25 protein-coding genes and 1 tRNA gene are annotated in these 26,820 nt (G+C 60.5%); 9 read left to right on the top strand and 17 right to left on the bottom strand.

All coding sequences use genetic code 11. The annotated features are described in order from the left end of the window. Positions 1-67 precede the first annotated feature (67 nt). From CXK91_RS16360 to CXK91_RS16325, 7 genes are all read right to left on the bottom strand, one after another. Complete coding sequence (locus CXK91_RS16360) at positions 68-2,125, bottom strand: BCCT family transporter (protein WP_103457158.1); 2,058 nt, start codon at positions 2,123-2,125, stop codon at positions 68-70. A gap of 153 nt (positions 2,126-2,278) precedes the next feature. Continuing rightward, positions 2,279-3,049 (bottom strand): substrate-binding periplasmic protein, encoded by a 771-nt coding sequence (locus CXK91_RS16355; RefSeq protein WP_256055768.1) that lies wholly within the window; start codon positions 3,047-3,049, stop codon positions 2,279-2,281. Positions 3,050-3,257: 208 nt separating this feature from the next. After that, positions 3,258-5,393 (bottom strand): TonB-dependent receptor, encoded by a 2,136-nt coding sequence (locus CXK91_RS16350; protein WP_103457157.1) that lies wholly within the window; start codon positions 5,391-5,393, stop codon positions 3,258-3,260. A gap of 166 nt (positions 5,394-5,559) precedes the next feature. Beyond that, entirely contained in the window at positions 5,560-6,039 is a 480-nt protein-coding gene (locus tag CXK91_RS16345; protein WP_103457156.1) for a thermonuclease family protein, read from the bottom strand. A 260-nt stretch (positions 6,040-6,299) separates the two neighbouring features. After that, positions 6,300-7,079 carry a substrate-binding periplasmic protein gene (locus CXK91_RS16340; RefSeq protein ID WP_103457155.1) on the bottom strand — a complete coding sequence of 260 codons (780 nt, stop codon included), beginning with the start codon at positions 7,077-7,079 and terminating at the stop codon, positions 6,300-6,302. A 999-nt stretch (positions 7,080-8,078) separates the two neighbouring features. After that, positions 8,079-9,116 carry a DUF262 domain-containing protein gene (locus CXK91_RS16330; protein WP_103457153.1) on the bottom strand — a complete coding sequence of 346 codons (1,038 nt, stop codon included), beginning with the start codon at positions 9,114-9,116 and terminating at the stop codon, positions 8,079-8,081. Next, positions 9,116-9,691 carry a hypothetical protein gene (locus CXK91_RS16325; RefSeq protein ID WP_103457152.1) on the bottom strand — a complete coding sequence of 192 codons (576 nt, stop codon included), beginning with the start codon at positions 9,689-9,691 and terminating at the stop codon, positions 9,116-9,118. Before CXK91_RS16325 ends, CXK91_RS16330 begins: the two co-directional genes overlap by 1 nt. 322 nt (positions 9,692-10,013) lie before the next feature. Here CXK91_RS16325 and CXK91_RS16320 point away from each other — a divergent pair, with 322 nt between their 5' ends. From CXK91_RS16320 to CXK91_RS16295, 6 genes are all read left to right on the top strand, one after another. Next, complete coding sequence (locus tag CXK91_RS16320; RefSeq protein WP_146048133.1) at positions 10,014-10,550, top strand: hypothetical protein; 537 nt, start codon at positions 10,014-10,016, stop codon at positions 10,548-10,550. Positions 10,551-10,692: 142 nt separating this feature from the next. Beyond that, complete coding sequence (locus CXK91_RS16315) at positions 10,693-11,271, top strand: recombinase family protein (RefSeq protein ID WP_103457150.1); 579 nt, start codon at positions 10,693-10,695, stop codon at positions 11,269-11,271. A 337-nt stretch (positions 11,272-11,608) separates the two neighbouring features. Further along, entirely contained in the window at positions 11,609-12,364 is a 756-nt protein-coding gene (locus CXK91_RS16310) for a Rha family transcriptional regulator (RefSeq protein ID WP_181003964.1), read from the top strand. A gap of 250 nt (positions 12,365-12,614) precedes the next feature. After that, positions 12,615-12,902 carry a hypothetical protein gene (locus CXK91_RS16305; RefSeq protein WP_103457148.1) on the top strand — a complete coding sequence of 96 codons (288 nt, stop codon included), beginning with the start codon at positions 12,615-12,617 and terminating at the stop codon, positions 12,900-12,902. 10 nt (positions 12,903-12,912) lie between these two features. Continuing rightward, on the top strand, positions 12,913-13,620 hold the full coding sequence (locus tag CXK91_RS16300) for a ParB N-terminal domain-containing protein (RefSeq protein WP_103457147.1): 708 nt from the start codon (positions 12,913-12,915) through the stop codon (positions 13,618-13,620). Positions 13,621-13,766: 146 nt separating this feature from the next. Further along, the gene (locus CXK91_RS16295; RefSeq protein ID WP_103457146.1) at positions 13,767-14,258 is read left to right on the top strand and encodes a ribonuclease H family protein; all 492 of its coding nucleotides are present in this window, start codon (positions 13,767-13,769) and stop codon (positions 14,256-14,258) included. Here the strand turns inward: CXK91_RS16295 and CXK91_RS16290 are convergent. The 10 genes from CXK91_RS16290 to CXK91_RS16245 all read right to left on the bottom strand — a co-directional run bounded on the left by CXK91_RS16290 (position 14,255) and on the right by CXK91_RS16245 (position 25,184). Continuing rightward, positions 14,255-16,039 carry a site-specific integrase gene (locus tag CXK91_RS16290; protein WP_103457145.1) on the bottom strand — a complete coding sequence of 595 codons (1,785 nt, stop codon included), beginning with the start codon at positions 16,037-16,039 and terminating at the stop codon, positions 14,255-14,257. The two genes, CXK91_RS16295 and CXK91_RS16290, sit on opposite strands and share 4 nt — an antisense overlap. A gap of 47 nt (positions 16,040-16,086) precedes the next feature. Beyond that, positions 16,087-16,162: transfer RNA gene (locus CXK91_RS16285), tRNA-Phe, on the bottom strand. A gap of 92 nt (positions 16,163-16,254) precedes the next feature. Continuing rightward, positions 16,255-16,527 (bottom strand): oxidative damage protection protein, encoded by a 273-nt coding sequence (locus CXK91_RS16280; RefSeq protein WP_102823924.1) that lies wholly within the window; start codon positions 16,525-16,527, stop codon positions 16,255-16,257. After that, a complete protein-coding gene (gene mutY / locus CXK91_RS16275) occupies positions 16,524-17,591 on the bottom strand; it encodes an A/G-specific adenine glycosylase (protein ID WP_103457144.1) in 1,068 nt (355 codons plus the stop codon). The genes CXK91_RS16280 and mutY overlap by 4 nt, the downstream gene beginning before the upstream one ends. Next, positions 17,588-19,810 (bottom strand): AsmA family protein, encoded by a 2,223-nt coding sequence (locus tag CXK91_RS16270; RefSeq protein ID WP_103457143.1) that lies wholly within the window; start codon positions 19,808-19,810, stop codon positions 17,588-17,590. The genes mutY and CXK91_RS16270 overlap by 4 nt, the downstream gene beginning before the upstream one ends. A gap of 192 nt (positions 19,811-20,002) precedes the next feature. Beyond that, positions 20,003-20,401 carry an aspartate 1-decarboxylase autocleavage activator PanM gene (panM, locus tag CXK91_RS16265; protein ID WP_103457185.1) on the bottom strand — a complete coding sequence of 133 codons (399 nt, stop codon included), beginning with the start codon at positions 20,399-20,401 and terminating at the stop codon, positions 20,003-20,005. 89 nt (positions 20,402-20,490) lie between these two features. Beyond that, positions 20,491-21,273, bottom strand: coding sequence for an ABC transporter ATP-binding protein (locus CXK91_RS16260; protein WP_103457142.1), 783 nt, complete (start codon positions 21,271-21,273; stop codon positions 20,491-20,493). Positions 21,274-21,284: 11 nt separating this feature from the next. Continuing rightward, positions 21,285-22,154 (bottom strand): nitrate ABC transporter permease, encoded by an 870-nt coding sequence (ntrB, locus tag CXK91_RS16255; protein ID WP_103457141.1) that lies wholly within the window; start codon positions 22,152-22,154, stop codon positions 21,285-21,287. A 26-nt stretch (positions 22,155-22,180) separates the two neighbouring features. After that, on the bottom strand, positions 22,181-23,512 hold the full coding sequence (locus CXK91_RS16250; protein WP_103457140.1) for a CmpA/NrtA family ABC transporter substrate-binding protein: 1,332 nt from the start codon (positions 23,510-23,512) through the stop codon (positions 22,181-22,183). A 358-nt stretch (positions 23,513-23,870) separates the two neighbouring features. Then, positions 23,871-25,184: a nitrate regulatory protein gene (locus CXK91_RS16245; protein WP_103457139.1), complete on the bottom strand. Its 1,314-nt coding sequence runs from the start codon at positions 25,182-25,184 to the stop codon at positions 23,871-23,873. A gap of 129 nt (positions 25,185-25,313) precedes the next feature. Here CXK91_RS16245 and hisB point away from each other — a divergent pair, with 129 nt between their 5' ends. The 3 genes from hisB to CXK91_RS16230 are packed head-to-tail and all read left to right on the top strand — an operon-like array spanning position 25,314 to position 26,805. Then, positions 25,314-25,907, top strand: a complete 594-nt coding sequence (gene hisB, locus CXK91_RS16240) for an imidazoleglycerol-phosphate dehydratase HisB (protein WP_003282885.1) — start codon at positions 25,314-25,316, stop codon at positions 25,905-25,907. Next, complete coding sequence (hisH, locus tag CXK91_RS16235; RefSeq protein ID WP_003282884.1) at positions 25,907-26,545, top strand: imidazole glycerol phosphate synthase subunit HisH; 639 nt, start codon at positions 25,907-25,909, stop codon at positions 26,543-26,545. The genes hisB and hisH overlap by 1 nt, the downstream gene beginning before the upstream one ends. Next, a complete protein-coding gene (locus CXK91_RS16230) occupies positions 26,545-26,805 on the top strand; it encodes a DUF2164 domain-containing protein (RefSeq protein WP_103457138.1) in 261 nt (86 codons plus the stop codon). Before hisH ends, CXK91_RS16230 begins: the two co-directional genes overlap by 1 nt. Positions 26,806-26,820: the final 15 nt, after the last annotated feature.

Genomic DNA, 26,820 nt, shown 5'->3' with positions numbered 1-26,820 from the left:
GTAGCTGCCCCAGCGGCTGGGTTGGCGGCACAGCGACGGCGTTCTGCTGCCCGTCCTGCCGCCGGCTCTAGGACGGGTCGGGTTTGGGTTGTTCGGGATCGTCAGTCAGCATTTCGTCATGCTCGGCCATCTTCCACGGCAGGCTGCCCGGTGAAATGTGCAGGAAGTGCAGGTACTTCTCGAACTGGTCGAGTATGTCGCTGATGATGTCGGCCTGATCGTAACCGTAGATGTCGTAATGTTGGCCGCCGCGGCGCAGGAACACCTCGGCGCGGTAGTACTGCTCGTCAGCCTCCGGGCTTTCGGTCAGGGCGAAGGCCGGCATGGCGTACCCGACAGCGCGTATCTCGTAGATGAAATCCACCTGATCGTCCTTGATGACCTCCAGGTAGAGCCGCGAATGAGCTTCATCGGTGTGCACTTCGGCGGCCCATTCCTGGCCACTGAGTTCGCGCTGCACGCGGCGCATTGCCTTGAGTACGGTGGTGTTCATGAAGCCGTCGACATCCTCCCGGCTGGGAAAGCTGACCATGCCTGCCAGGCGCTTCTTCCACAGCCCGGGTCCGGCATTGCTCGCCAGCCGGCTGCCCTGCATGTGGCTTTGCAGACTGGTCTCGTGATGGCCCTCGATGACCAGTGCCCGCCACATGCCCAGCGCGGCGATCATCATGATGATTGCGAAGGGCAAAGCGCTGGCGATGGTCATGGTTTGCAGCGCGCTGAGGCCGCCGGCGAGGAGCAGGGCGGATGCCACCACACCCTCGATACTGGCCCAAAACACCCGCTGCCACACCGGCGTGTGCAGCGCGCCGCCTGCGGCCAGCGAGTCGATGACCAGCGAGCCGGAGTCCGACGACGTGACGAAGAAGGTGATGATCAGCACCACCGCCAGGAACGAGGCGATGGATGTCATCGGCAGCAGTTCGAACAGTTTGAACAGCGCGATGGCGTTGTCCGCCTGCACGTCGCCAATCAGTGATGTATAGCCCTCGACCATGATCATGTGCAGTGCGGTATCGCCGAACACCGAGAACCAGAGGAAGGTGAAGATGGTCGGCACGAACATCACGCCGAAGACGAACTGGCGAATGGTCCTGCCGCGGCTGATCTTGGCGATAAACAGGCCGACGAAAGGCGACCAGGCGATGGTCCAGCCAAAGATGAACAGGGTCCAGTTGCCGATCCAGTCGCTGCGGCTGTACGCCTGCAGGTTGAAAGTGCGTTCGATGATGTTGTTCAGGTAACTGCCGGTGTTCTGCAGAAAGGTCTCGAGGATGAAGATGGTCGGACCGACCACGAAGACGAACAGCATGAGGCCGATCGCCAGGATCATATTCAGCAGAGAAAGGTTTTTCACGCCCTTGTCGAGACCGGCGACCACCGAGCAGATCGCCAGGCCGGTGATGATCGCAATGGCGATGATCTGCACGTTGATGCTGATCGGTATCGACGGCCAGAGATAATTGATTCCGGCATTGATCTGGGTGACGGATAGACCCAGTGTGGTGGCGATGCCGAACAGCGTGCCGAGAATCGCGAAGACATCCACCACATGGCCGATCGGCCCGTAAATGCGCTCGCCGATGATCGGGTACAACGCCGAGCGCATCGACAGTGGCAGGCCATGGCGGAACGAAAAGTAGGCCAGCACCAACCCGGTCAGACCGTAGATCGCCCAGATGTGGAAGCCCCAGTGGAAGAAAGCGATCTGCATGGCTTGCTTGGCGGCGTCGACGGTTTCGCCGGCACCGGCCGGCGGCGAGGCGTAGTGCAGCACGGGTTCGGCCACACCGAAGAAGAGCAGGGCGATGCCGTAGCCGGCGGAGAACAGCATGGCAAACCAGGCAGGAAAGCTGTACTGCGGCTCGGCGTGATCCGGCCCCAGTTTGATGTTGCCCCAAGGCGTCATCGCGATACCGACGATGAATACCAGAAAGAAGGCCACCGAGAGCATGTAGAACCAGCCGAAGTTGGTCGTGATGAACGCCAGCGTCGAGCTGAACACCTCCCCGGCGAGCTCCGGGTTGCTGATCGTTCCGACTACCAGCAGCAGGGTAACGACCACGGCGGGAATGAACACGGGGAACAAAATGACGGCTTTGGGCAATTTTTTAGCGGCGTCCATGGGCGGTCAGCCTCCCTGATGACTGGATGATGAGCGGATGTACGCGGCGAAACTTCCGGAGTGGCCGAACGCTGCCTTCTGGATAGACGGCCCGGAGCACCGAATGATTCAGAGAAAATTGTCCTGATTGGTCAATTGGTTGCGCGGTAGCAGCTAAAAAGCTGGGTCCAACCCGTAGCGCCGTAGAATGCGCGCGACGCTGCCGTCGGCGATCAACGCCTCGAGCGCCTGGTTAAAGCGCAGAAACTCGGCTTCGCTCACGGCGTTACGAGAAAGCCCGATGGCGTAGGAAACCGCCTGCAGTTCACCCGCCTGATGGATATCAGTGAGCGCTTCCTGATCGATCAGATTCCAGGCGACGTCCTGATTGACCACGGCCACGCCGTACTCGCCGAAACGCCCGGCCTCCAGCATGCGTAGCAGGCGCCGGTTATCCGCTTTGAGGATCAGCTGTACGTCAGCGACCTTGGTCAGGTGGTTGCCGAGCACGAATGAGGTGCCGGATGGGCCGTATACGGCGACGGTACGGCCGGCAAGATCCTGCGGCCGGTGGAATACGAAGCGGCTAGCGGCGCGTGCGTATACGCCGTAGCGCGAGGTCACCAGCATGCGAGTGAGGTGGAACGCGCGCTCCCGTTCCGGTGAACGGATGACCGTGAAAATACCTTGCGCTTCGCCGGCCTCGGCCAACGCCAGCGCACGCCGCCATGGATGCAGTTGGACAGGGCAGTCGATGTGCAGCCGCGCGCAAACGGCCGTGACTATATCGACGAAGGGGCCGGCAGGGGCTTCGTTGCCCGCTGTATCGGTCTGCGCGTAGGTGAAGGGCGGAAAGTCTTCAGTCACGAAGCGCAACGCCCCGGCGTGACCTTCGCTCATGGCCAGGCTCAGCAGCATCGACATCGCAATCAAGCGTAGGGGCATGGCTATGGCTCCAGGCATTCGGCGATCGCAGTCGCGCTCTGGCCGTATCATGCAGGCTAGCGCGTGATTGGCAGCGGTGCGACTGCGACGTCACAGAACCGAGGCTGGCTCAGTCGACGCTGAGGTTCAGCTGAGCACGCGCGTAGCCCGGGTTGACCTCTAGCGTCTTAGTCACGTCTCGGCACAGCTCAAGCCCCGGATCGCGAGGTCAGAAGCTGACTTGGTAGCCGAGTGTGAACGTCCTTCCCCGACCATTGAATACTCGCCCGTTGCGGGTTTCTGGCGTGCCGGTATTGGCCGCCTGTGAGTAGTAGGTCAGATAGTCTTCGTTGAACAGATTCTCGATCCCAAGACTGGCCTCACCGACTGGAAGGCGATAGCCCAGAGAGGCATCGACCAAGGTATAGCCGTCGAATTCCAGGCCTGGTGTGTCGAAGTCTCGACTGGCGTAGTGATTGGCCTGCAGCAGGCTATGCAGCTTGTCGCTCCAGTTCGCCTGCCAGCTGATGCCGTAACGATCCGGTGAGATATTCGCGCCATCGAGGTCCGTGTCGACCTTGCCGTCGCCGTTGGTATCGGACTGGCCGTTGACCTGGGCGTACATCAGCTTCAGGCGATGCGCCTTGTTCACCTGCCAGCCGCCGGTGAGCTCGATACCGTCTATCTCGGTGCGCTCGCGGCGAACCTGATAGACCCCGCCGACGCTATCCAGGCGCGATCCGAGATCAGCGTTGGATTCGTAATAGCTGATCTCCGCATCGAATGGTCCGTGATTCAGGCGCAAGCCAATTTCGCGGTTCTTGGTTACGACCGGCTGCAGGTCGAGAAAACTGTCGACGCTGGTGTTTGGCTCGCTGATTCCGCGCAGCACACGACCGACATCCGGCATGCCGAAACCTTCGGAATAGTTGGCAAAAAGCTGTACCCAGTCGGCCATCTGCCATACCACGCCGGCGTTATAGAGCGTTTCCTCGAATGTCGGGTTGCCACCTTCCACGCTTACCCCGCCCAGCGCCGGGTTGGTGGACGCGATGGTCTTGAAGCTGTCCACATCAAGGTCGGCGAACTCGTGTCGCACGCCGGCATGGAGCGTAAGTTGATCAAGCACGCGGATCTCTGCCTGGAGAAACGGGGCGTAGTTGCGAAATACCGTTTCCGGCACCCATTCCCTGTCGGTGAGAATGAGCTGTTGGCTGGTGGTGTCCTGCAACACGTCGAGGCCGCCTGTGAGCATCAGGCGGTTGTCGAGCATGCCGTCGCGGCTGACCGTCAGCTTGCCACCAATCTTGTCCGACTCGTTTTGCGATTGATCGAAAAGAGTCCCCACTGGCGCGATGCTGGGGTCTTGGAAGCTGCCATTGGTACCGCCGCCGAAGCGCCCGCGAAATCGCTGCGTGTACAGTTGCAGCCCCAGCTCATTGCCGTACAGGTCGGCGTGCTTGTACGACAGGCTGGTGGCCAGAACCTCGTTCTGCGGTGCCTTTCCCTGCGGGCTGCCTTTGCGCGATGTCGCAGGTATCTCGGCATCGGCATTACCGGGAACGTTGACGTATTCGTGCTCGCCCTCAACCTGGTAGCGATTGACCATCAGGCCGATGTTCTGATCATCGTCTAGCCAATACCCGAGCTTGAGCAGCAGGTCGGTACTGGTCGAGTCCATTACGTCGCCCTGGGTGTCATCCACGCCGATCAGATCACCATTGGCGTCGTAGAACATGCCCTGAGTCTGCCAGCTTGCGGCGGCAAGGTAGTCGAGATCGCCCTGAGTGCCCTCGACGCGATAATCCAGCTTGTAGCCCAGCCCTTCGGATTCGTACCTGCCGGGCGCGGTGAAGCTGACTCCGGCGTGCTGGCGCAGCGCGCCGCTTTCGGGGCGGCGGGTGACGTAGTTGATAATGCCGCCGGTCGCTCCCAGGCCATGCTCGGCACTGGCGCCATGAATGACCTCGATACGTTCGACCATCGATAGGTCGATCACATAGCCGTCGCGCTGGCTGTCGCGCAGCGGTGTCGACTGCGGTACGCCGTCGATCAGAATCAGAGCGGAGCGACCACGGAACGTTTCGCCAGCGCTGCTCATCTTCTGCCTGCTCGGCGAATAGGATGGGATCAGATTGCTAAGGATCGCGCCTTGGTCCGCTGTGATAGCCAGTTGCTGTTCGATCTGCTTGCGGTCGATAACGGTGATCTTCTGCGGAGTCTTGCCCGCTTCGCTTCTGGCACGCGTTGCGCTGATGGTGACTGTTTCGAGCTTTGCCGCCTCATCTGCCGCTGCGGCTGGCAAAAGGGGGAGTGCGAGGGATGCAGCCGAGATGGATAGGCACAGACTGGTTTTGCGAAGCACGTGGAGCTCCCTGATTGGATTTATATAGGGAGCGTGAATCTAAACTAAATACAAATCACTTTCATTAATGTTTGGGAAGGAGACAAGGTCCCTGCTTGAAACTGCGGACTGCCTGTGGTCGATCTGGAATGGATGGTCCGAGTTCGGGTGACGGTGGTGCAACCAACTAGCGCCCGCTGCGCATTTCCTTACGCCACTCCCATGGCGGTTGTTGCTCGGACTTTTGTAACGACCACAGGCCGCGCTTGAACTCGCGCGCGACTGCCTCCAGGTCGAGCAGCTTGCGATCCTTCAGATTGCCGCGGTACGCCCAGGCTGCGCCCGTTCTGACCATCTCCGAGTTCACGTCGACATTGCCAACTTTGACCCGCGCCAGGCTCCTTCCAAGATCATCGCGGCCCTTCACGGTTAGCTCGACATTCTTGCTGAAAATATAGCCGGAGAGTGCTTGGCGAGCTTGGCCGCCGTAAGGCTGTTTGAGCTCTGGCGCGTCGACCTCGGCCAGTCGGACTCTGATCCGATCGCCTTCGACGGTCCGGCAGCTGAATGAGTTGCCGTCAGCGATGCCGATCACCCGACACTCGAGTGCTTCGGCAGAGGCAGGCAGGGCAGTAACGAGCAGGACGGCAAGTAGATAGCGCAGCATGGTGGCATTCGTGCGATTCGGGGCGGGCGAGGGTAACAGGCTGGTCGTGAACCGAATCTGAGCCAAGTCTCAGATGATCTGGCTTGCTTTGGCGATTTGTCTGCTGATCACAGGCGCTGGATGATCATAGCGAGCCGCAGCGCGGCTTATCTGCCGTTCTGTTTTCGGCTTGGAGAGTGGGCAGTGCCTGCGCCATGGCTGGTATCGACAGAAGCCGGCGTCCCGCCATGGGGTTGCAAAACCAGTGGCTGGGCGTTTGTTCAGTACGCGGCCTCAAGCTTATGGCGGCGCAGAATAGCCTGAACCGTGCCGTCGGCTATGGCTGCGTCCAGCGCCTGTTCGAAGGCTTCGAACTGCGCCGCGCTCACTGTCTTTCGGGAAAGGCCGATGCCGTAGCTGATCGGGCCCATCTCACCAGCTTCGCGTACATCCTCAAGACGCTCGTCGTCGATCAAGTGCCAGGCGACATCCTGATTGATCACCGCCACGCCTTCCGCGCCAAAGCGTCCCGACTGCAGCATGCGCAGGAGTCGGCGGTTGTCGGCCGTCAGGTGAAAACGCACGTCAGGCACCGACTTGAGGCGTTCGGACAGCACGTAGGAGGTCCCGGATGGCCCATAAACACCAACCCGCCGGCCGGTCATATCGTCGGGATGGTTGAAGACAAAGCTGCTGTCGGCCTGAGCGAACACGCTATAGCGGGAAGTGACCAGCATGCGGCTGATGTGGAATATCTGCTCGCGCTGCGGCGAGTGTGCCAGCGTGAAGATGCCATCTACCTGGCCCTGCTCGGCCAGTCGAAATGCTCGCTGCCAGGGGTACAGGGTGATCGTGCACTGGTGCTGCAAGCGCGCGCAGATCGCAGTCACCACTTCGACAAACGGGCCAGCCGCGCGAACGCCTGCGGTGGCGTTGACTGGGGTGTCAGCAGGGTAGGTGAACGGGGGGAAGTCTTCGGTTGCGAAGCGCCACTGCACAGTGCTGGCTGGCGCGGCGGTCGACAATAGCCATATCAGCAGAATCGAGAGAATCCTGTGCACAGCGTGGTTCCTTGCTATGTGTGCGGCATTCCTTGGCAATTCGTAGCAGTCGGCAACCTTGTTCCGGCCCGATCCGCTATCACAGCCTAGCCCAGAATCAAGGTCAGAGCGATGAAAGTGGCTGAGGCATGACCATGGTGGCCGTAGGTGCGGGGCGGCATGCCGTAGGTATGCAACTCAGGTGCTAACCCAAATTCGGCATTCATTCGTCGAGCAGGTCGGCAGAGTGACGCACGAAGCTCGCTACGCTTGAGCGATTGCTTTGTGCGCGATGAGGTTGGCAGCGTGCCTGCCACAGAATCGCGGTCAATAAAAAACCCCAAGGAGGTTAATTTCACTTGGGGTTTCTCGGTATTAGTGGTGCCCAGGGACGGAATCGAACCGCCGACACACAGGGCAACCCCGCAACCCCTTATGAATCAATATGTTGATGCACATGCTCAGGCATGTAGTGTACGCAGGAAGTGGACGCACTTGAAGATGGCATGCGACCACACCCGACACACCGCGCCGGGTGGCCTCCCTCGATTCCTTGACCTCGCACCAATTCATAGCGCAGAGAGGACGACGTTGTAGCAGAAACAATCATCCTGAAAATATTCGGAGCCCATCAATGACAAGCTCTTGGACATGCTCGCGGCGGTCGCTCGGAAGGACCGGTCGTCCAGGCTGCTCAAAGGAATTAGAAATGCGACAGTGTCGTGGGCTAGCTGAAGGACAAGCACATCCATTCGAGCTGTCTAGCCAGAAGCATGAAGTGTAAGGGATACAGCGGGACTACAGCTCAGCACCGCAACGTTCTAGCACCCTGCCCGTTGAAGCTTCCAATACGTAGCTGGAGAGATACGCACGTTAGTTACAGCGGCAGGGCTGCCAGCCTTCGGGCCTGATATAAAATGTGCCGTTGAGGCCCTAGCATATCCCATCTGGCTGGGCCGGGATTTATCCCGACTCAGCTCGCTGAGAAGACTTTTATAGGCAACGCTTCAATATCCCTAACTAGCTAAAGAGCTTGTTTTCGATTTCGCCAGCCTCAATGAGTAAATCACCAATAATCTGCTCGCGGCGATACCTTCTGACACGATCTGAGGAAGCGCGAGCAACAGCATCCTGGTATTCTTCTATTTTTGGCTGCTCATCTGTGAATGCTCTTTCCCTGACGGCGGCCAGAAATTCAGTTAAGATGCCCTTCACTCTTTCAGGATTCTGGAAAGTCCTTCTACCGGTCTTACGGTAGTACTCAACAAAGCATCCGAACAGGCTCGAGAAGTTTCCGCGACTCTTGAAAATAACCTTGTTGCTTTCATCATAGATGCTCCAAATCAGAGCCATCGCAGTGGTGAATTCTGCCTCATACGAACTCTCGTTGGGAAACTCTTCCTCGTTGGCAGCATAGACTTCCTCAAGCAAGTCTTTCTTGTTAGTTATGCCAGCGACAAGCCTCAATAGCAACTCAGAGACAAATTCTACGTCCAACATCCGGCGCATATCTCGCGCTGTAAACAGATTCATTTCTTCGAACAGAGGGTTGTCAGCGAGCCGTTCAGCCGCTTGCTTGAACCTTCCGGCATACCGCGCATTTCTTAGCTCTTGATCGTTCAAAATGATGTTATTCGTATTCAACCTCGCGAAAATATCTCGGATTTCCGCCTCATTAGTTTTTCGAAGGCTCCTGACGACTATTTTATAATCCCAAAACTTCTCTTTCACCTCAGCCGGTAAATCCTTGAAGTAGCTTCCCGACAACGAATGGCTAGCCGGAAGCGCAAACTCGTTATCAATAAACTTGATAATCGAAGTAGTCCTTTGCTGGCCGTCCACGACTACATGTCTTTGCTTTCCGCTATCTGCATCCGTGACGACGTGAATGTATATTTCTGGAAACGGCAAGCCCAACAAGACGGTAGCAATCAATTCAGAGCGCTCACGCTCAAGCCACACGGCCCGTCGTTGGAAGGCGGCACTGATTTCCAAAGCCTCTTCATTCCGCTGAGAATTTATCCAAGCTATGGTTTGCAAACTGACTTCATATTCCATTAAAGTTTTCCTTTAGCAAGACGAACGCCCCGCTCATAGTAATCGACGGTTTCTTCTCTGGACTTGAAGAACATCAAATTAACTTCACGATGGTCGATCAAGCTACTGGAGTAAGAGTTGCATTTTCTAAGAAAATCAAATCGGTATTTGTTGCTCTTGTCAGAAATAAATTTAGGAGAAACGAATCCACAATAGACGTTCTGCCCCGATCGCAGAATAGTATCGCGCTGCGCATTATTCCATTGAGACCAATTTGCACGATGATATGACCGCAACTCAACCCAAGTCCGCTCAAAATATGCGGGGCTTATAACAATAACATCGATGTCACTATGGGCGTCAAACTCGCGAAAGTTCTTGAATGGATTTAAGCTATATCGCCAGTTCCCCGTTCCAGCCAAGGCAATAGTCTCGCTTTCCGGCCAATCGTCTGCAATCACTTGCCAAAATTCGCTATAGGTTTCTTGATCGCTAAATGCGTGGGGCCAGTCAGATTCTAGCCATTTAGCGATAAGCTCCTTCGGCTCGACAGTTTTTATATCTTTTGAAAAATCTTTCAAACTGCCATAAAGCATTATTCAATCCCTGACCGTCGATTTAAGACAAAATTGCGATAAGGCACGGCGCAAGATTACATTAGTCGTGGAGTGGAGACAATTTCTTCGCGGAGGCCGATTTTGCTTAGGAATGAAGCGGAACGGGAACCTGCGTGCAGGGACAATGCTAGCAATGAGAAATTGGCGGCCGAATAAAGCCCGGGCTTTATTCGACGAAAAGTTCGAGCGGCTTTTCATCAATGAATACGAGACGATTTCCCCCCGTGGGGCCTGTCTACCGGAGCGTCATATGCCTCAGCCTCTTCGCAGAGCGACTGCGCCAATCGATTGGAGTATTGGAGTGGTAGCCAATCATCCGGTGCTGTCCTCAGGCGTAGGGGCCTGCATACTTGCGTACGCCCAGGTAGAAGCTCTTGTGGGTGTGTACTTGGCGCACATTCAATGGAAGAACCCAGACGAGGTGATATCTCAATGGGCGCGCCTGCGCAATGCGGCGGGCAAGCTGGCGCTAGTTCGGGAGCAGGCGGAAATCCGAGGGCCTGGCTTAGTCGTCACGACAAGTGCTTTGCTGGACTCCTACGTACAGGTCGGAAGGGACAGAGCAAAGCTCGCGCACGGTGTATTCGGCGTCATTACCGACAGAGAAAATGAGTTCGCTTGGCGACGTGGGGGCTCTCCGGCAAAGGCCCACGCGGTCGGCTTGGCGGAAAACCACTACGGTGTTGTCAAGCAGGAGACATTCGTTTACAGGCCCACTGATTTCGCCCGGCTGGCACAGCAGTGTGGCTCCATCTGTGGCGAGCTAGAACAGGCCATCAGAGGACTCACGATCCTCAACTGTTTTGAGGAAGCGTTTACCCCTTCGGCTAGCTCATAAGTTACACCTTGTGAGCTAGGCAAGAGAGCTTAGCGCAGCAGCGAAAGAATGCGGCCTGAGGTTGGCTCACAAATGTTGACTAGATACGAGCCATTCGCTAGATTTCTGCGCTAGGATTATGAGCCAAGCAGGAGTCGCCAACATGTCCGCCATCCTCGCCTATACCCGAGTCAGCACCGACGGCCAGAGCATCGAAGCCCAACGCCACACCATCGCCCAGCGCTACAACGTCAGCGAAGACGGATGGTTCACTGACGAGGCCACCAGCGGCACCACCAAAGCACTGCAGCGCAAGGGCTTTGCCTCGCTCTACAGCTACTCCAGGAAGGGGGACACAGTTGTAGTCGCAGCCATCGACCGCTTGGGGCGCAACACAATCGACGTCTTGGAAACCGTTGAGGCGCTAAAGGCCAAGGGCGTCACCGTCATATCCATGCGGGAAGGTTTCGACCTTTCAAGCCCGACCGGAAAGCTGATGCTCACCCTCTTGGCGGGGGTCGCTGAGCTGGAGAGGGAGAACATCAAGGCGCGGCAAATGGCGGGAATAGCTAAGGCCAAGGAAGACGGTCGTAAGCTGGGCGCTCCGAAGCAACACGACGACGTCGCCATTGCTGCTTGGCGCAGAGAGTCAGGCGCCAGCATTGCTGCCACTGCAGAACACTGGAAAGTCTCCCCGGCCACAGTAAAGCGTGCCTGTAGGGCGGTCCAGGCGAACGCCTGACGCCTTCACCATTCACGAAGACGAAGCTCCCAGTCACCCAGCGGGGCTTGGCGTATCTGGTGGTTGGTCAACGGAATACCAGTCCGCTTCACAACCATTGGATGGTCTGGTGCAACGGATTCCCCATCCGTAGCCCAACCATTGCCCCGTGTTGACTCCACCCCTGCTGTTTTGTCTGGCCACTCTTATATTCCCGTATGGAATAACCAGCGCTGTATAAATTCCTGAATGTTTTCCCCCAGTACTTGGCAAAACCAAATCTGGTGAGCCGCAAGTCCGTCGCATCGATTCAGGAGCTGAGTCAGTGCGATGCCCTAAGTACATGAAGGAAAACACAATGAAGAAGATCCAAACTGAAACGGCACTGAGCACCATCAACTCCAGCGCCCAATGCATCACCATGAGCAGCCGCGAGATTGCCGAGCTGACCGGGAAGCGCCACGACCATGTCATTCGCGACATCGAGCACATGCTGGAAGAGTTGGGTGAAACATCTCCCCAGATTAGGGGACATCTCCCCGACGCATACAATCGCCCACAGCGTGCTGCTTTCCTACCCAAAGATCTGACTATCACTCTGGTTTCTGGTTACAACGTTCAGATGCGATACGCCATCACCAAGCGTTGGCTGGAGCTGGAAGCCCATGCCGAAGGTACTCCGGTACCAGTCATCCCGACTGACCTCCCAGAAGCCTTGCGGCTCGCGGCAGATCTTGTCGAGCAGAAAGAGCAGCTGCGGATCGAGAACGAGGCCCTGAAGCCTGCGGCTACCATCGGCGCTGCCGTAGGTGCTCGAAAGGGCACTTCGGTCATGGAGTTCGTCCGAAAGCTCCCTGGAGTCAACACCAGGCAGGTCCATAAAAAGCTGGCTGAGCTTGGGTACATACGTAAGCGCAAGGGCACCTGGAGCGTCCCCGCGCGCTCGAAGAAGTACTTCGTCGAGGCCTTCGACCGCAGCGGCTTGTCGGTCATCACACTGACTGTGAACGGCATGGAACTGGTTTCCCGCCTTTACCTGGCTGGTCAGTTCCAGATGCTGAAGGGGGCCGCACCGGTCGGCGCCGAAAAGCTGGAGCAAGCCGCGTATGTGTGATTGACGACGCGCTGTAAGGTGCTGGCTGGAAGCACCGGAAGAGGCTAAAGCGTCCTCCGGGCGGTGTGACATGCGCCGTCCGAGAGGGCTGGCTTCTCTGTCTCTTTACCCCCAGTACTAGCCCCAAGCAAAACGGCTGAAGGCTACGTTTTCACTGCCTCCCACTACTCCTTGGCGATACCTCCCAACACCCTGCAGGTCACTCCTTGCGGGACTCTGGCGTTCGCCCGTCCAAAAGGAACACTACCCAATGAAGCACCATCAACTTCCTGCGCCACTTGTGCGCTTCCACATTCATATGCGGCGCGACCACGCCACGGAGTTGGTCAAATTGGCCAACGCTTTAGCCCAGCTGAAGGGGCGCGACACGCGGCTTGGAGAGGCCTTGGAGCTGGCGCTGGTCGCTGGTCTGAGCACTCCTTTCGGCGACCTCCTGGTACTCGCACAGGACGACAGGAGCGCCCCTCACTGGCTTCAGCTAGGTCCGGTCAATCGCATGGGTGGGAAAGCTCTCACTCCTGCTGAAATGAGCCGCTGAAGGGGGACGCATGGAACACCTACCGAGCGCCCCTAGCACCAGCGTCGTCGTCCTTGCGCAACTCTGTCGCTCCCCTGAGTTCCAGGTCAGGAGCAAGCTCTGTCAGTCCACAATCCACCGCTATGCCGCCGCAATGAAGGCGGGTCAGCTACTGCCACCGCTGAGCGTCGCTCTTGTCGATGGCGTCCCCTGCCTTATCGACGGATACCACCGGGCAGCGGCTATGGAGCTGCTGGGGCAGGACACCGCAGAGGCAGTAGTCATCACTACCAGTAAGCTGGATGCGCAGTGGATGGCTGCCAAAGCCAACATGCATCACGGGCTGCCTCTGAAATCCAAGGAGCTGCGGCAAGCCTTCGGGGTCTACATCCGCACCGGGCAGCACCGGAAGGGGCGGGGGAAACGGAAGAGCCTGAGAGAGATTGGCCAGGCGATTGGACGGTCTCACAACACCATCAGGAACTGGATGGCCCAGGACTTCCCGAAGCTGGCCAAGGAGTACGGCCAAGAGCATGGCAACGGCTTAGGCGATGAAGCCATCCCCCGTACACCCTCCCCACCTGCGGACGCCATGCCAGCTCTTGAGCGACTGGCCCAGGTCAGGCAGGTCTTTCAGACCACCTCCTGTCCTGATGCAAGAGAAGCCATCCGGCAGGCTCTGCATGAGCTGCACGGGGAACTCCTGAAGGACTGGCAGGAGCCGGAAAGCGACTTCTGAGCCTCCAGACTTCTTAGCGATAGACCCTGAAAGCCACGGCTGACGGGGTCTCTAGGCGCTGCTGTTAAATTTTAACAGTGCAAGCAACAAAACGAGGTCGCAGCCCAGTAACGGCGCGGCCTACAGCCAAGCGAACTCAAAACAGAATGAACACCTACACCATCTACACCGACGGCGCATGCCACAACAACGGAAGCCCCTTTGCCCAGGCTGGCTGGGGAGCAGTACTCACCAACCCCCAAGGCGACACCCTGGAGATTGCTGGGCCAGTTCCCGAGGGACAGCCTCAGACCAACAGCAGGGCCGAGCTGATGGCAGTTGCGGAAGCCCTGAAGCAATGCAAACAGCCTGCGCCTATCATCCTGCACACGGACAGCGAATACATAGCAAAGGCCTTGCAGGGCTGGCTGGCGAGCTGGAAGGCTAAGGGCTGGAAGAAGTCGGACAGGAAGCCCCCAGAGCACCTCGACCTATGGCAGCGGATTGACCAGCTACTGCAAGGGAAGAAGGTCACCACTCATTGGGTTAAGGCCCACAGCGGCATCCTTGGCAACGAACGGGCTGATGCCTTGGCGTCCCTAGGGGCGCGTGGGGAAAAGCTCAGCAAGCGCAGCCGTCGGCCCGTAGAAGCGGCCTAGCGAATCAGTCCCGCGTCTTTAGCGATGCTGGGGAACCGCTTCAGCTCCTCATGCAGACGGCGCATAGGGTAGGTCCCATAGGTAGCCCCCACGTTCGGCGCTGCATGGCCCGCGAGCCAATCAGTCAACGCTGTTTCAATGCCCACATCCCGACACAGTGTTTTGAAGGCGTGGCGGAAGCCGTGGGAAGGCGAGGCTTTGGATTCCAGCCGCAGCTCCTCCCTGAGGTACTTTTCCCAGGTTTTACCAACGGCATGGCTGTATCCGTCAATCCGATGGAACTTCAGTCGTGGGAAGAGTCGACCATCGGCGGGCAGGCTGTTGCGATAGTCAATGAAGCCCAAGGCTATGAGGTCAGGGTGCAGCGGAACCTTCCGGCGACTGCTGTGAGTCTTGAGCGTCTTCCCTTCGCCCGGACAGATGTCTATGAACCAGCAGCCAGCTTCGGCATCTTGGCGGATGTCGGCAACCAAGGCCTGCGCTAGCTCCTCGCGACGCGCTCCGGTATATGCCATCAGCAGCGGTAACCAGTAAAGGGCTTGCCCATAGTCAGCCCTGGGCGGAGACCACTCACCCCGAAACAATGGACTGCCGAAGATGAGAGCCAGCTCGCGGCGTGTGTAGCCCTTTTCATCTGCAGTTCGGGTCTCGGCATTCCTTGCGGACTTCGCAAGGCTGCGAAGCAGCCCAGAAGCTGAGACCGGGTCTTCGGGTATCAGGCCTAGGCGCTGGCTGGCGAAGTTCAACACCGTGGACAGCGCCTTGAGCTGCTTGCGAACTGTTGCAGGGCTGGCCAGTGGCAGGCCTTCGGCCTCTGCCTTGGCGATTGCTTGAGGCGCTGTGAGGGAGCGAACACCCTTGCCGCTGGTTGGCATCTTGGCAAGGGACGCCCGGAATGCTTGGCAGGTAGCACGGCTGATGCTGGCGACAGGCATATCTCCATGCAGCTCGACGAAGCGAGCTATCACAGTCGAGAACTCGGCAATGGTCTTCTGCGTGCTGCGGTCGTCGCCGTCGTCGAGGCGTTTGGCTTCGGCCCAAGCCTCCAGCGCCTTCGAGATGGGAAGCTGCGAGGCTGCGTCCTGCTCTGCCTGTCTCGCAGCTTCTACCGAAAGCGGGGCGCGAGGCTCCACGGGAGGAGGGGCTACGTAGCGCCCGTTAGCGTGGGTCTGTGAGTAGGCCCAATCCGAGAGCAGCAGTAGCTTCACCCGAAAGGCTTCCATGAGCTGACTCATGAGGGGCGAGCCGGCGGGGGGCATAGGCAAGTGATGAGTGGCTAGCGTCTCCTCGACAAAGGGATGCACCACGTCCGTCCACGTTTCAATGCTTACGTCATCAAGCAAGGGCCGAAGGCTGTCCCACACAGGGCCAAGGTCTTCGCCTGTTTCCGGGTCGATCTGCGGAGAGCCGGCAAGCAGGTAGGTGCTGCAGTCACCGCTGCTCAACATCTTGGCGTGCTCTTGGCTGAACCACCGAGCGGCGAGTTGTTGAACGTCAGCGGCGTTGAGCAATGAATGGCCAGCCAGCTGAGCGCGCGCCAGTGCAAAGCACTCTGCTGACTCTTGGTATGCAGCTGGGAATCGCCGCGCGGCCTCTTCGGGGTCGCGGGTGCGCAGGGAGCGCTTGTACTCAGTGCGCCCAAGAATGGGACGAAGATCGGCAGGTACTTTCCGCCGTAGCCAGTAAACGCCGCGAGAATCCTTGTGGGGTCTACTCATTGCCAAAACCATCAGGTGTACCCTCCCGGTGTACGCAAAACGGAAGGGGTGAAGGTCGTCCACATACGAAAAACCCCCGAATCCTTGCGGAATCAGGGGCTTAGGTATAATGGTGCCCAGGGACGGAATCGAACCGCCGACACGGGGATTTTCAATCCCCTGCTCTACCGACTGAGCTACCTGGGCAACGGGGCGCTATTAGACGGATTTGGCTTTTGCCTGTCAAGCGTGGTCCGGAAAAATATTTAATCCGGACGGGCGCTTAGCGCAATCCTGAGTCACTCGCTCGGCGGAACGTAGCCTTCGGCCTTGGCGTAATCCTCGCCGGAGAAGAACTTGTCCATCTCGCCCTGGAGGAACTTGCGGTCCTCAGCGTTCATCATGTTCAGTCGGCGTTCGTTGATCAGCATGGTCTGGTGCTTCTGCCAATCGTCCCAGGCCTGCTTGGAGATGTTGTTATAGATATCCTCACCTTTCGGCCCTGGAAACGGCGGGCGCTCGAGGCCGGGGAGTTCTTCGTTGTACTTGCGGCAGTTCACGGTGCGGGTCATGGGTTCTCTCCTGCATGCAATTCAGCGGCGGCGCGCTTGAGCAGTGTCTTTACCGGCGCGGCAAGGCCGAGGCGCGGCGGGGTGGCGAGGTTATACCAGAGCCAGTCGGCCTCGGCCACGGCGTCAGGTGCGGACTTGACCCTGATCAGCCAGGGCTCGATGGCCAGCTGGAAGTGGCTGAATGTGTGGGTCAGCCCCGGCAGCTCGCGGCGATCTTCCAGTTGCAGGGCATGCCGTTCGGCCAAAGGGTCGAGAGCTGCGAGGTCGTCCAGCTCCGGCAGGCTCCAGAGCCCGCCCCAGAGCCCGCTCGACGGGCGGCGGTAGAGCAAGATGGCACCGTCGCGATTGGCCAGCAGCGGCATCAGTGTGCGCTTCTGCGGCAGCGCCTTGCGTGGCTTGGGCACCGGGAAGTCGGTTTCGCGTCCGAGCAGGTGGGCGCGGCAGCCGTCCTTGAGCGGGCAGAGCAGGCAGCTCGGGCGGCTGCGGGTGCACAGCGTGGCACCGAGATCCATCATCGCCTGGGTGTAATGGTTGACCCGCTGCTGCGGGGTGAAGCGCTCGGCCACCTCCCACAGCTGGCGGGCCACCTTCGGCTCGCCGGGATAACCGTCCTGGGCGACGTAGCGGGCCAGCACGCGTTTGACGTTGCCGTCGAGGATCGGTGCGCGCAGGCCCAGGCTGATGCTGGCGATGGCGCCGGCCGTGGAGCGGCCGATGCCCGGAAGTTCGGCGAGCTGGTCGACGTCCGCAGGAAATATGCCGTCGTATTCGGCGACGATAACTTTCGCAGTCTTGTGCAGATTGCGTGCGCGACTGTAGTAACCCAGGCCGGTCCACAGGTGCAGCACTTCATCTTCCTCGGCCTTGGCGAGTGCCTCGACGCTGGGCAGCGCGTCCATGAAGCGGTCGAAGTAGCCGAGCACGGTGCTGACCTGGGTTTGCTGCAGCATGATTTCGGACACCCACACCCGGTACGGGGTGATGTCCTGCTGCCAGGGCAGGTCCTTGCGGCCGTGGCGGTCGAACCAGTCGAGGACCGCCGCGCCAAACTGCTCCGGGCTCATCGCTTGAACAGGCCCTTGAGCGCGTCCTTGAGTTCCGGGCTGACCTTGTCGCCGAGCTTCTCTTCGATCTTTTCGTTGAGCTTTTCACCGGCCAGCCGCGCTGCGACCTTGCCCAGGGCGTCATTGTCGAAGCGGCAGGCCTTGGCGCCCAGCTCCAGCGGGCCACGGCAACGCAACGGCCATTCGATGCCGACGTAGCGCTCGTTGACCTGGCAGGCCGGGTCCGGCATGGCACCCTTGTCGCCTTCGATGACGATGCCGACGCGATAGTCCATGCCCAGCACGCGCAGATCGACATCGCCATTGCCGTTGACCGTAAGCCCGGGGATGCTGGCCTTGAGGTCCGGGTTGCTGGCGACGCCGTTGCGCAGGGTCAGGTTGCCCTTGAGTTCGCGGAACGGCGTGTCCTTGCTGCGTGGGTCGCTGGCGAGCGGCTTGCGATTGAGGGTGGCGATGGCCCGGCACAGCTGTTGCTCGAGGTTGGCATCGACCAGCATGCCGTTATCGATGATGAAGCCGACCTTGCCGTTGAGGTTGTCGATCCAGGCCTTTTCACTGTTGCCCTGGGTACGCAGGTCGGCATCCAGGTTCAACAGGCCCTTGACCACCACTTCTTCGCCCTGGCTTTCCAGCAGACGCTCGACTGGCACGCCATTGAAGCGGTGCTGCACCGTCAACAGGGGTTGGGGTGGGCGCACGTCAAGGCTGGCAGAGCCATCCAGGCGACCGCCGTACAGCCCGGCGCGCATTTCCTGCAGCGTCAGTAGACCATTGCGGGTGCGTGCCTTGAAGTTGAATCCTTCCAGCGGGATTTTCATTGCGGTCAGGCTGCCGATGGCGAGATTGACCTCGGTGTCGAGCTTGCGCAGCTGAGCCAGTGGCAAAACTGCTGCATCGCTCCAGGCCTGTTGGGTCGGCGCGTTGGGCAGGGGGGTGGTGCCGCTGCCGATTGCACTGGCCTGGGTGCTCTTGACCTCGCTCTTGCGCGCCGCCTCGGCCGACTGCTCCTTGCTCGGTGGCGGCAGGTAGCGGTCGAGGTTGAGGCGATCGCCTTTGAGGTCGACGCGCAGTGCCTGGCGGGTGAAGTCGCTGATGGCGAGGCGGCCAGTGAAGGTGCTGTCGTCGAGCTTCAGGGTCAGCTCTTCAAACGCCAGGCTGTTGGCCGTGCCGCTCAGACGGCTGACCAGCTCGGCCTTGCTCAGCGTTGCGCCATCTGCCATTGCCGGCAGTTTCTGGCCGGTGCCCTGGAGGAATTCGCGCAGGTTGAACTGCGCAACGGTAAGTGCGCCGCTGATCTTCGCTTCCTTGTCCAGATCGCGCGCCTTCAGCTCACCAAGCCCGCGCAGCTGGTTGGCGGTGAACTTGAGGCTGTTCCATTCGGCGATCTGCGCGGCGAGGTCGACCAGCAGCTGGCCCTGGGCGCTGAAGGTCAGCGTCTGGCCTTGCAGCGGTTCGCCGGAAGCCTCGCCCGACAGGCGCATGTCCTCGAACTGGTAGCGCTTGAGCTGGTTGTCGAAACGCAGCGCGCCCTGCAGTTCGGTGCGTGCACGCATGACCGGTTGATTGCTGCCAAAGAAGGCATTGAGCTTGACCGGGATCGAGCTGCCTTCGCGGATGGCGCCGGTAGTCAGCTCGATACTCTCTGCGCTGTACTGCTGGCCGGTCTTGGCGTCGTGATAAGTGACGCGGGCGTCGCTGATGGTGAGGCTGTCGATATCCAGCGTGAGTGGCTTGTTGCGCGATGCCGTGGCTGCTTCAGGTTCGGGCTGCGGTTCGCTGGCGCTCGGGGTTTGCGCAGGCCGTTCGGGCTGCTTGGCCGGCTGGCCGACGCCTTCCCAGTTGCCGCGTCCCTGGTCATCACGGTTCAGCGTCAGGTTGAGGCCGTTCACCTTGATGTCGCTCATCTGCACTTCGCGGCTCAGCAGCGGCATGACGCGCACGGACAGGCCGAGCATGCGCAGGTCGGCGAATGGCTGCTCGGGGGTCTGTGCACTGGCCAGGGTGGTTTCGTGCAGCTCCAGACCGAGCCAGGGAAACAGGCTCCAGCCGATGTCGCCTTTGATGTCCAGTTCAAGGCCGGCCTTGCTGCGTGCCAGGTCGCGGATTTCGTCCTTGTAGTCGTTGGGATCGAATAGGTGGGTCAGGGCGAAGCCTGCCGCCACCAGGATCAGCAACAGCCCGAGAAAGACCAGACCCAGGATTTTGCCGAGCGATTTCATGGACGAGTCCTTGTAGATGAGCAATCTGAAAAGTGCCGAGTATAGCCCCGTGCCTGCTCTTGTCGGGAACGCGGTCGGCTTTGGAGTGGAGCAGGGGGAGCTGGTTCCGGCCGCAGCGCAGGACATATACGCCCTGTTGCAGCGAATCAGGCGTTACCTTGAGTGGAGTGGGCTTTAGCCCACAATCGAAATCTACAGTGGATCCAGCGGCAGATGGGTTCGCGCCGCCAGGGCGCTGGCTTCCAGGTGACCTGCGGGGGCGGCCAGGCGCAGCGGCTTGCCGGCTTGGCTGGCCTGACGCTGGGTTTCCTCCAGCAGCCGGCGGCCGACGCCGCGCTTGCGGGTGAGTTTGCGTACGCACAGGTGCGACAGGCGCCAGGCATCGTCGCTGCGCTGCAGCAGGGCGGCGCCGAGCAGGCGGTCATTGAAGCGACCGGCGATCAGGCGACCATCGGCCAGCGCTGCCTCTATCAACGCTTCGGCGCTGGCATAGGGCGCCAGCAGCCATTCGGGCGCATCAGCATAGATTTTCGCCAGGTCGCTGAGGTCCTGCGAGCTGGGCTGGGTAACGGATTCGACGTAGACGGGCATGGCGACCTTGCGACGGCTGAGCAGAAGTGCCGGCAAGGATACGCCGAACCGCCGCCAGCGCACGAGACGGCGGCGGTTGGCGCGTTCGCTTAGTGCAGGCGATGGCGTTCGTGGAGAAAGCTCAGCACTGCACGGCGGTAGTGGTTGTACTCCGGGTCGTCGGCCAGGGCGATGCGGCCGCGCGGGCGCGGCAGCTTCACCTCGAGGATTTCGCCGATGGTTGCCGAGGGGCCGTTGGTCATCATCACGATACGGTCGGAGAGCAGCACGGCTTCATCGACGTCGTGGGTGATCATCATCATGGTGTTGCCCAGGTCTTTCTGGATCTTCATCACCTCGTCCTGCAGGTGCGCACGGGTGAGCGCATCGAGGGCGCCGAACGGCTCGTCGAGCAGCAGCACCTTGGGCTTCATCGCCAGTGCACGGGCGATGCCGACGCGCTGCTTCATGCCGCCGGAAATTTCCTGCGGATACTTGTTCAGCGCGTGGCTCATGTTTACCAGCGCCAGGTTGTGCTCGATCCACTCGCGCCGTTCGCGCTTGTTCATACTGCGCTTGAACAGCTTGTTCACCGCCACCTCGACGTTCTCGTAGACGGTCAGCCAGGGCAGCAGCGAGTGGTTCTGGAACACCATGCTGCGATCCGGGCCCGGCCCGCGGACTTCCTTCCCGTCGAGGATCACGCCGCCAAGGCTGGGGTCGAGCAGGCCGGCGACGATGTTCAGCACCGTCGACTTGCCGCAACCGGAGTGACCGATGATGGAGATGAACTCGCCCTTGGCGATGTTCAGGTTGATGTCCTTGAGCACCTGCGAGGCGAGGTTGCCGCGCACGAAACTCTTGTCCAGGTGTTCGATGGAGAGATAGCTCATGGCGTTGCTCCTCAGTTGGCCGGAATGCCGCGGGTGATGCGCTGGCCAACGAAGGCCACCAGACGATCGAGCACGAAGCCGATCACGCCGATGTAGACGAGCGCGAGGATGATGTCGCTGATGCGCGAGGCGTTCCACGCATCCCAGATGAAGAAGCCGATGCCGACGCCGCCGATGAGCATTTCCGCGGCGATGATCGCCAGCCACGACAGGCCGACGCCGATGCGTAGGCCGGTGAAGATGTACGGCGCGGCGGCCGGCAGCATGATGGTTTTGAAGTACTCGAAACCGTTGAGCTGCAGCACCTGGGCGACGTTGCGGTAGTCCTGCGGAATGTTGCGGATGCCCACCGCGGTATTGATGATAATCGGCCAGATGGCGGTGATGAAGATGACGAACAGCGCTGAGGGGTGGCTGTCCTGAAAGCCCGCCAGCGATAGCGGCAGCCAGGCCAGCGGCGGCACGGTTCGCAGCACCTGGAAGATCGGATCGAGACCGCGCATGGCCCAGTCCGACTGGCCGATCAGCACGCCGAGGCCGACGCCGGCGACCACCGCTAGCAGGTAGCCGACCGCAACCCGCTGCAGGCTGGCCAGCAGTTGCCAGGCCAGGCCCACGTCATTACCGCCGTTGTCGTAGAACGGATCGATGATCAGCTCCCAGGTTTCGGCGACCACCTGCGAGGGCGGCGGCAGCGCGGCGTCAGCGCCGGAGCAGAGCATTTCCCAGATAACGCCGAGTACCAGCAAAATCACCAGGGGTGGCACCAGCTGCTGCACCGCATAGCGGCCGCTACGCCGAGCCAGTGCGGCGAGCCGGGAAGGGCGGACGATGGATACCGGCTCGGCGGTGGCGGGCTGCAGTTTGACGTTGGCATTCATGGGCTTTTCCTCGCGGGTTGCGGTCTTCAGGCCATGGCCTTGATGGTCAGGCTGTCCAGATAGGCTTGCGGGTTCTCGGGGTCGAACACCTTGCCGTCGAAGAACTTCTCCACGCCGCGGGAGGTGGAGGTCGGGATCAGCTCGGCGGGTAGGTTCAGCTCGCCGGCGGCGGCACGCCAGATGTCTTCGCGGTTGACCTTGGCGATCAACGCCTGGCTGTCGAAGTCGGCCGGCAGATAGCCCCAGCGCTTGTTCTCGGTGAGGAACCAGAGGTCGTGGCTCTGGAACGGGTAGGACGCGTGGTCGTCCCAGTAGCGCATCTGCTCGGGATGGTTCTCGATGACCTTGCCGGTGCCGTAGGCGAAATTGCCCTTCATGCGGTCGACGATGTCCTTGTAGGGCGCGCCGATCCACTTGCGTTGCGAGCAGATCTTTGCCACTTCCTCCTTGTTCTCGGCCTTCTCGCAGAACTGCTGGGCTTCCATGATCGCCATGGTCAGCGCCTTGGCCGCGTTGGGGTTGGCCGCCACGTAGTCGCTGCGCAGGGCGAAGGCCTTTTCCGGGTGGTTGTGCCACAGCTCGCCGGTGGTGTTGGCGGTGTAGCCGATCTTCTGGTTGATCAGCTGGGCGTTCCACGGCTCGCAGACGCAGAAGGTGTCCATGCTGCCGACCTTCATGTTGGCAACCATCTGCGCCGGCGGCACGACGATGGTGTTGATATCGGCATTCGGGTCGATGCCACCTGCCGCCAGCCAGTAGCGCATCCACAGGTCATGGGTGCCGCCGGGGAAGGTCATCGCTGCGCTGACTTTCTTGCCGCTGGCCTTCTTCGCTTCCAGTGCGGCCTTGAACGGTGTGCTATCGAGGCCGATCTTCAGGTCGCGATATTCCTCGCCGACCGAAATGCACTGCCCGGACAGATTCAGTCGCGCCAGGATCGACATGGCCACCGGCTGGTTGTTCGGCGTGACGGTGCCGGCGCTGATCAGGTACGGCATGGGCGTGAGGATATGCGCGCCGTCGATGCCGTTCTTCGCCGAACCGAGCACCAGGTTGTCGCGGGTGGTGCCCCAGGAGGATTGCTTGAGCACCTCGACTTCGGTCATCCCGTACTTGGCGAAAAAGCCCTTCTCGGCGGCAACGAACAGCGGTGCGGCGTCGGTCAGGGCAATGAAGCCGAGCTTGGCCTTGCTGGTCTCCACATCCCCGCCCGCCGCCCAGGCGGCCGAACGCATGCCCAGGGACATGCCGCCGAACAAGGCAACGCCGCTGGCGGCAATGATCGAATGCTTGAGAAAGCTGCGGCGCGAGGCCAGCGTGACGCTGCTGGGCTGGTCGTTGTTCGGCTTGTCGGTCATGGTCGGGTTTTCCTTTGGGCGAAAAAAAACGGCGCCACACCGCCCGGCTTGAGCCGGAGAGCGTGGACACCGTTGTCCTGATGAGGAGTTGTGAAAGCCGAAAGATCCGGCCTTGCCTGAGCATTGCGAAAGCTGTGCCAGAACTGCTCGTGCGACCAGTGGAGTGGCGTGCCGCGGTTTCGAATTGGTTGAAGGCTGCCGTCAAATCAAGCACTTGCATCGGGCATCCAATTAGCGCCCGTGCATCATCGCGACCGACTTCGGCGATATTTACAGCGGTTGGCGACCTGCCAATCGTGAAGCCGGATGCACATCTGCGGGGCAGGCCAGATGCTCAGATGGAGAAGCGTGCCTGTTTTCAGTGCCTGCAACGCTGGCCCAAGGTGCCGGCCGGGGCGCGCTCGGCCGCAGGCTGTGCCTGTGCCAACAAGCGCTGAGCGACCTCTTCCAGGCGCAGGCCTTGGTTCATTGCCGCCTGGCGCAGCCAGCTGTAGGCCTCGCCCTCGGAGAAGCCCTGCTGGCGCATCAGCTGCTGCTTGGCGCGCTCCACCTGCTTGCGCTCATCCAGCGCCTGGCGTGCCTCGCGCAATTCTTCATTGAGGCCCTGCAGACGCACGCTCTGGGTCAGCAGCAGTTCCAGGGTCGAGCGAGCCACCATTGCGGTCATGCCGTCCGGCGGTGGCGTGTCGAGATCACTGGTCTGCACGCTGAACAGCTTCGCCTGCTCGGCCGCGGCGTGCATGTCGGCGATGCCGTCGAGCAATTTACGGTGGCTCTGCAGGCCCTTGCGGATGCGCTCGATGCTATATCGGCACTGCAGCAGCAGATCCTGCTCAAGACGCGTCTCGACCTGCTTCATCGCGTCGATGCGCTGCGTGTGCAGTTCGAACCAGAGTTCGCACAGCGGCGGTTCGACCACCGCGCCCGGGCTGGTTCGGCGGGCGATGTCGCGTAGTCGGCAAGCCTGGGTGTTGGCCTCGCTTGCACACAGCGACCGCCATAGTCCCTGTGCGGCAGCGCTGGCGAAGCGCTCGAAGGTCGCAAAGCAGCGCTCCTGGCCTTCGAGCAGATGTTCCAGACGTTCCAGCATGTCCGCACGGAAATAGCCGCTTGCGAAGCCGACCACCCCGAGCGCGCGCTCCTGCCCGGCCAGTTCCTTGCCCTGCATGAAATTGAACAGCGCCACCAGGCAACGGGTGATATCCGGATCGGCAGCGGTGTCGGCCGCCTCGAACACCACAGCCAACAAACCACCGATCAGCCGCACCAGCGTCGCGGTGGCGTCCTGCATGCTGATGGCGTGCTCGCGGATGCGCCGGCGCAGCGCGGGCAGCTCATCGAGGCTGTGCAGCGCGTAGGCAATGCGGGTGAACAGCCGGGTCTTGTCCGCCGTACTGACGGCATCCAGTTCGATGCGGTCCAGATCCAGGCGTACGTCGCGCTCCAGCGCCTCGGCTTCAAGGCTGAGCACGTCCAGCTGCTGACGCTGATGCGGCGCGTTACCGCTGAGGTAGATGTTCGAGTAGCCGCGCTCTTTCTGCAGCGCGTGCACCAGCTGGCTGATGCGGGTGACCAGTTCGCAGGTGCGCGCCAAGTCTTCCAGGCCGAGCAGTTCGCTGCGCCGGGACGCCAGCATGAAGCGCAGGGTCGCAGGCATTTTCCGTCCGTGCATGGGCGGCACCTCCGCGGGTTGACGCGCAGGTTCCTGCAAGATGCAGTCCAGTAAGCCCGGCGCGTATCCGTGCTGCGGCGTTTGCGCCTATAATGTGCCCCTTTTCGCCCACGATCAGCGGAGCTGTTGATGTCCGAACGTACGGCTTACGTAGAGCGCAACACCCTGGAAACCCAGGTCAAGGTCACCATCAATCTGGATGGCACCGGCAAGGCGCGCTTCGCCATCGGCGTGCCCTTCCTGGAGCACATGCTCGACCAGATCGCCCGTCACGGGCTGATCGACCTGGATATCGAGTGCAACGGCGACCTGCACATCGATGACCACCACACCGTGGAGGACGTCGGCATCACCCTCGGCCAGGCCTTCACCAAAGCCATCGGCGACAAGAAGGGCATGACCCGCTACGGGCATTCCTACGTGCCGCTGGACGAGGCGCTGTCGCGGGTGGTGATCGACTTCTCCGGGCGCCCGGGACTGACCATGAACGTGCCCTACACTCGCGCGGTGGTCGGCAAGTTCGACGTCGACCTGTTCCAGGAATTCTTCCAGGGCTTCGTCAATCACGCCCTGGTGACTCTGCACATCGACAACCTGCGCGGTATCAACACCCACCACCAGATCGAAACCGTGTTCAAGGCCTTCGGCCGCGCGCTGCGCATGGCTGTCGAACTCGATCCGCGCATGGCCGGGCAGATGCCGTCCACCAAAGGGTGCCTGTAATGCAGACCGTTGCCGTCATCGACTACGGCATGGGCAATCTGCATTCGGTAGCCAAGGCGCTGGAGCACGTCGGCGCTGGCCGCGTGCTGATCACCAGCGATGCGCAGGTCATCCGTGAGGCCGACCGCGTGGTGTTTCCCGGCGTCGGCGCGATTCGCGACTGCATGGCCGAGATCCGCCGGCTGGGCTTCGACGAGCTGGTTCGCGAAGTCAGTCAGGATCGCCCGTTCCTCGGTATCTGCGTCGGCATGCAGGCGCTGATGGAGCGCAGCGAGGAGAACGATGGCGTCGATTGCATCGGCCTGTTCCCCGGCCAGGTGCGCTTCTTCGGCAAGGACCTGCACGAGGACGGCGAGCACCTGAAGGTGCCGCACATGGGCTGGAACGAGGTCAAGCAGGTGGTCGACCACCCGCTCTGGCACGCGATTCCGGACAATGGGCGCTTCTACTTCGTGCACAGCTACTACATCGAGGCCGGCAATCCGCGGCAGGTGGTCGGTCGCGGCCATTACGGCAACGACTTCGCCGCCGCGCTGGCCGATGGCTCGCGCTTCGCCGTGCAGTTCCACCCGGAAAAGAGCCACACCCACGGCCTGCAGCTGCTGCAGAACTTCGCCGCCTGGGATGGTCGCTGGTAATGAGCAGGGCCAAGTTCAAGCCGCCGGTCCTGACGCTGGATGCCGCTCAGGAGCAGGCGGCGCAACAGATCATCAAGCGCTTTCTGGAAGAGCGGTTCGAACTCGAGCTGGGCTCGTTCGAGGCGCAGGAAGTGCTCGATCTGTTCGCCCGGGAAATCGCACCGCTGTATTACAACAAGGCGATCTTCGACGTGCAGAGCCACCTTAAGGAACGGTTCGAGAGCATCGAAAGCGACTTGTGGGCGCTCGAGAAGAGCTGACCCTTAACCGACACT

It is taken from the genome of Stutzerimonas stutzeri, from assembly GCF_002909485.1.
GTDB lineage: Bacteria > Pseudomonadota > Gammaproteobacteria > Pseudomonadales > Pseudomonadaceae > Stutzerimonas > Stutzerimonas stutzeri_AH.
The sequence above is the reverse complement of the archived record's forward strand: the minus strand, read 5'-3'. Positions and strand labels throughout refer to the sequence as shown.

Bases quoted from the DNA above. Each gene is read 5' to 3' on its own strand.
- CXK91_RS16360 (WP_103457158.1), bottom strand. From the start codon at position 2,125: ATGGACGCCGCTAAAAAATTGCCCAAAGCCGTCATTTTGTTCCCCGTG.
- CXK91_RS16355 (WP_256055768.1), bottom strand. From the start codon at position 3,049: ATGCCCCTACGCTTGATTGCGATGTCGATGCTGCTGAGCCTGGCCATG.
- CXK91_RS16345 (WP_103457156.1), bottom strand. From the start codon at position 6,039: ATGCTGCGCTATCTACTTGCCGTCCTGCTCGTTACTGCCCTGCCTGCC.
- CXK91_RS16330 (WP_103457153.1), bottom strand. From the start codon at position 9,116: ATGGAATATGAAGTCAGTTTGCAAACCATAGCTTGGATAAATTCTCAG.
- CXK91_RS16325 (WP_103457152.1), bottom strand. From the start codon at position 9,691: ATGCTTTATGGCAGTTTGAAAGATTTTTCAAAAGATATAAAAACTGTC.
- CXK91_RS16315 (WP_103457150.1), top strand. From the start codon at position 10,693: ATGTCCGCCATCCTCGCCTATACCCGAGTCAGCACCGACGGCCAGAGC.
- CXK91_RS16310 (WP_181003964.1), top strand. From the start codon at position 11,609: ATGAAGAAGATCCAAACTGAAACGGCACTGAGCACCATCAACTCCAGC.
- CXK91_RS16305 (WP_103457148.1), top strand. From the start codon at position 12,615: ATGAAGCACCATCAACTTCCTGCGCCACTTGTGCGCTTCCACATTCAT.
- CXK91_RS16300 (WP_103457147.1), top strand. From the start codon at position 12,913: ATGGAACACCTACCGAGCGCCCCTAGCACCAGCGTCGTCGTCCTTGCG.
- CXK91_RS16295 (WP_103457146.1), top strand. From the start codon at position 13,767: ATGAACACCTACACCATCTACACCGACGGCGCATGCCACAACAACGGA.
- CXK91_RS16280 (WP_102823924.1), bottom strand. From the start codon at position 16,527: ATGACCCGCACCGTGAACTGCCGCAAGTACAACGAAGAACTCCCCGGC.
- mutY (WP_103457144.1), bottom strand. From the start codon at position 17,591: ATGAGCCCGGAGCAGTTTGGCGCGGCGGTCCTCGACTGGTTCGACCGC.
- CXK91_RS16270 (WP_103457143.1), bottom strand. From the start codon at position 19,810: ATGAAATCGCTCGGCAAAATCCTGGGTCTGGTCTTTCTCGGGCTGTTG.
- panM (WP_103457185.1), bottom strand. From the start codon at position 20,401: ATGCCCGTCTACGTCGAATCCGTTACCCAGCCCAGCTCGCAGGACCTC.
- CXK91_RS16260 (WP_103457142.1), bottom strand. From the start codon at position 21,273: ATGAGCTATCTCTCCATCGAACACCTGGACAAGAGTTTCGTGCGCGGC.
- ntrB (WP_103457141.1), bottom strand. From the start codon at position 22,154: ATGAATGCCAACGTCAAACTGCAGCCCGCCACCGCCGAGCCGGTATCC.
- CXK91_RS16250 (WP_103457140.1), bottom strand. From the start codon at position 23,512: ATGACCGACAAGCCGAACAACGACCAGCCCAGCAGCGTCACGCTGGCC.
- CXK91_RS16245 (WP_103457139.1), bottom strand. From the start codon at position 25,184: ATGCACGGACGGAAAATGCCTGCGACCCTGCGCTTCATGCTGGCGTCC.
- hisB (WP_003282885.1), top strand. From the start codon at position 25,314: ATGTCCGAACGTACGGCTTACGTAGAGCGCAACACCCTGGAAACCCAG.
- hisH (WP_003282884.1), top strand. From the start codon at position 25,907: ATGCAGACCGTTGCCGTCATCGACTACGGCATGGGCAATCTGCATTCG.
- CXK91_RS16230 (WP_103457138.1), top strand. From the start codon at position 26,545: ATGAGCAGGGCCAAGTTCAAGCCGCCGGTCCTGACGCTGGATGCCGCT.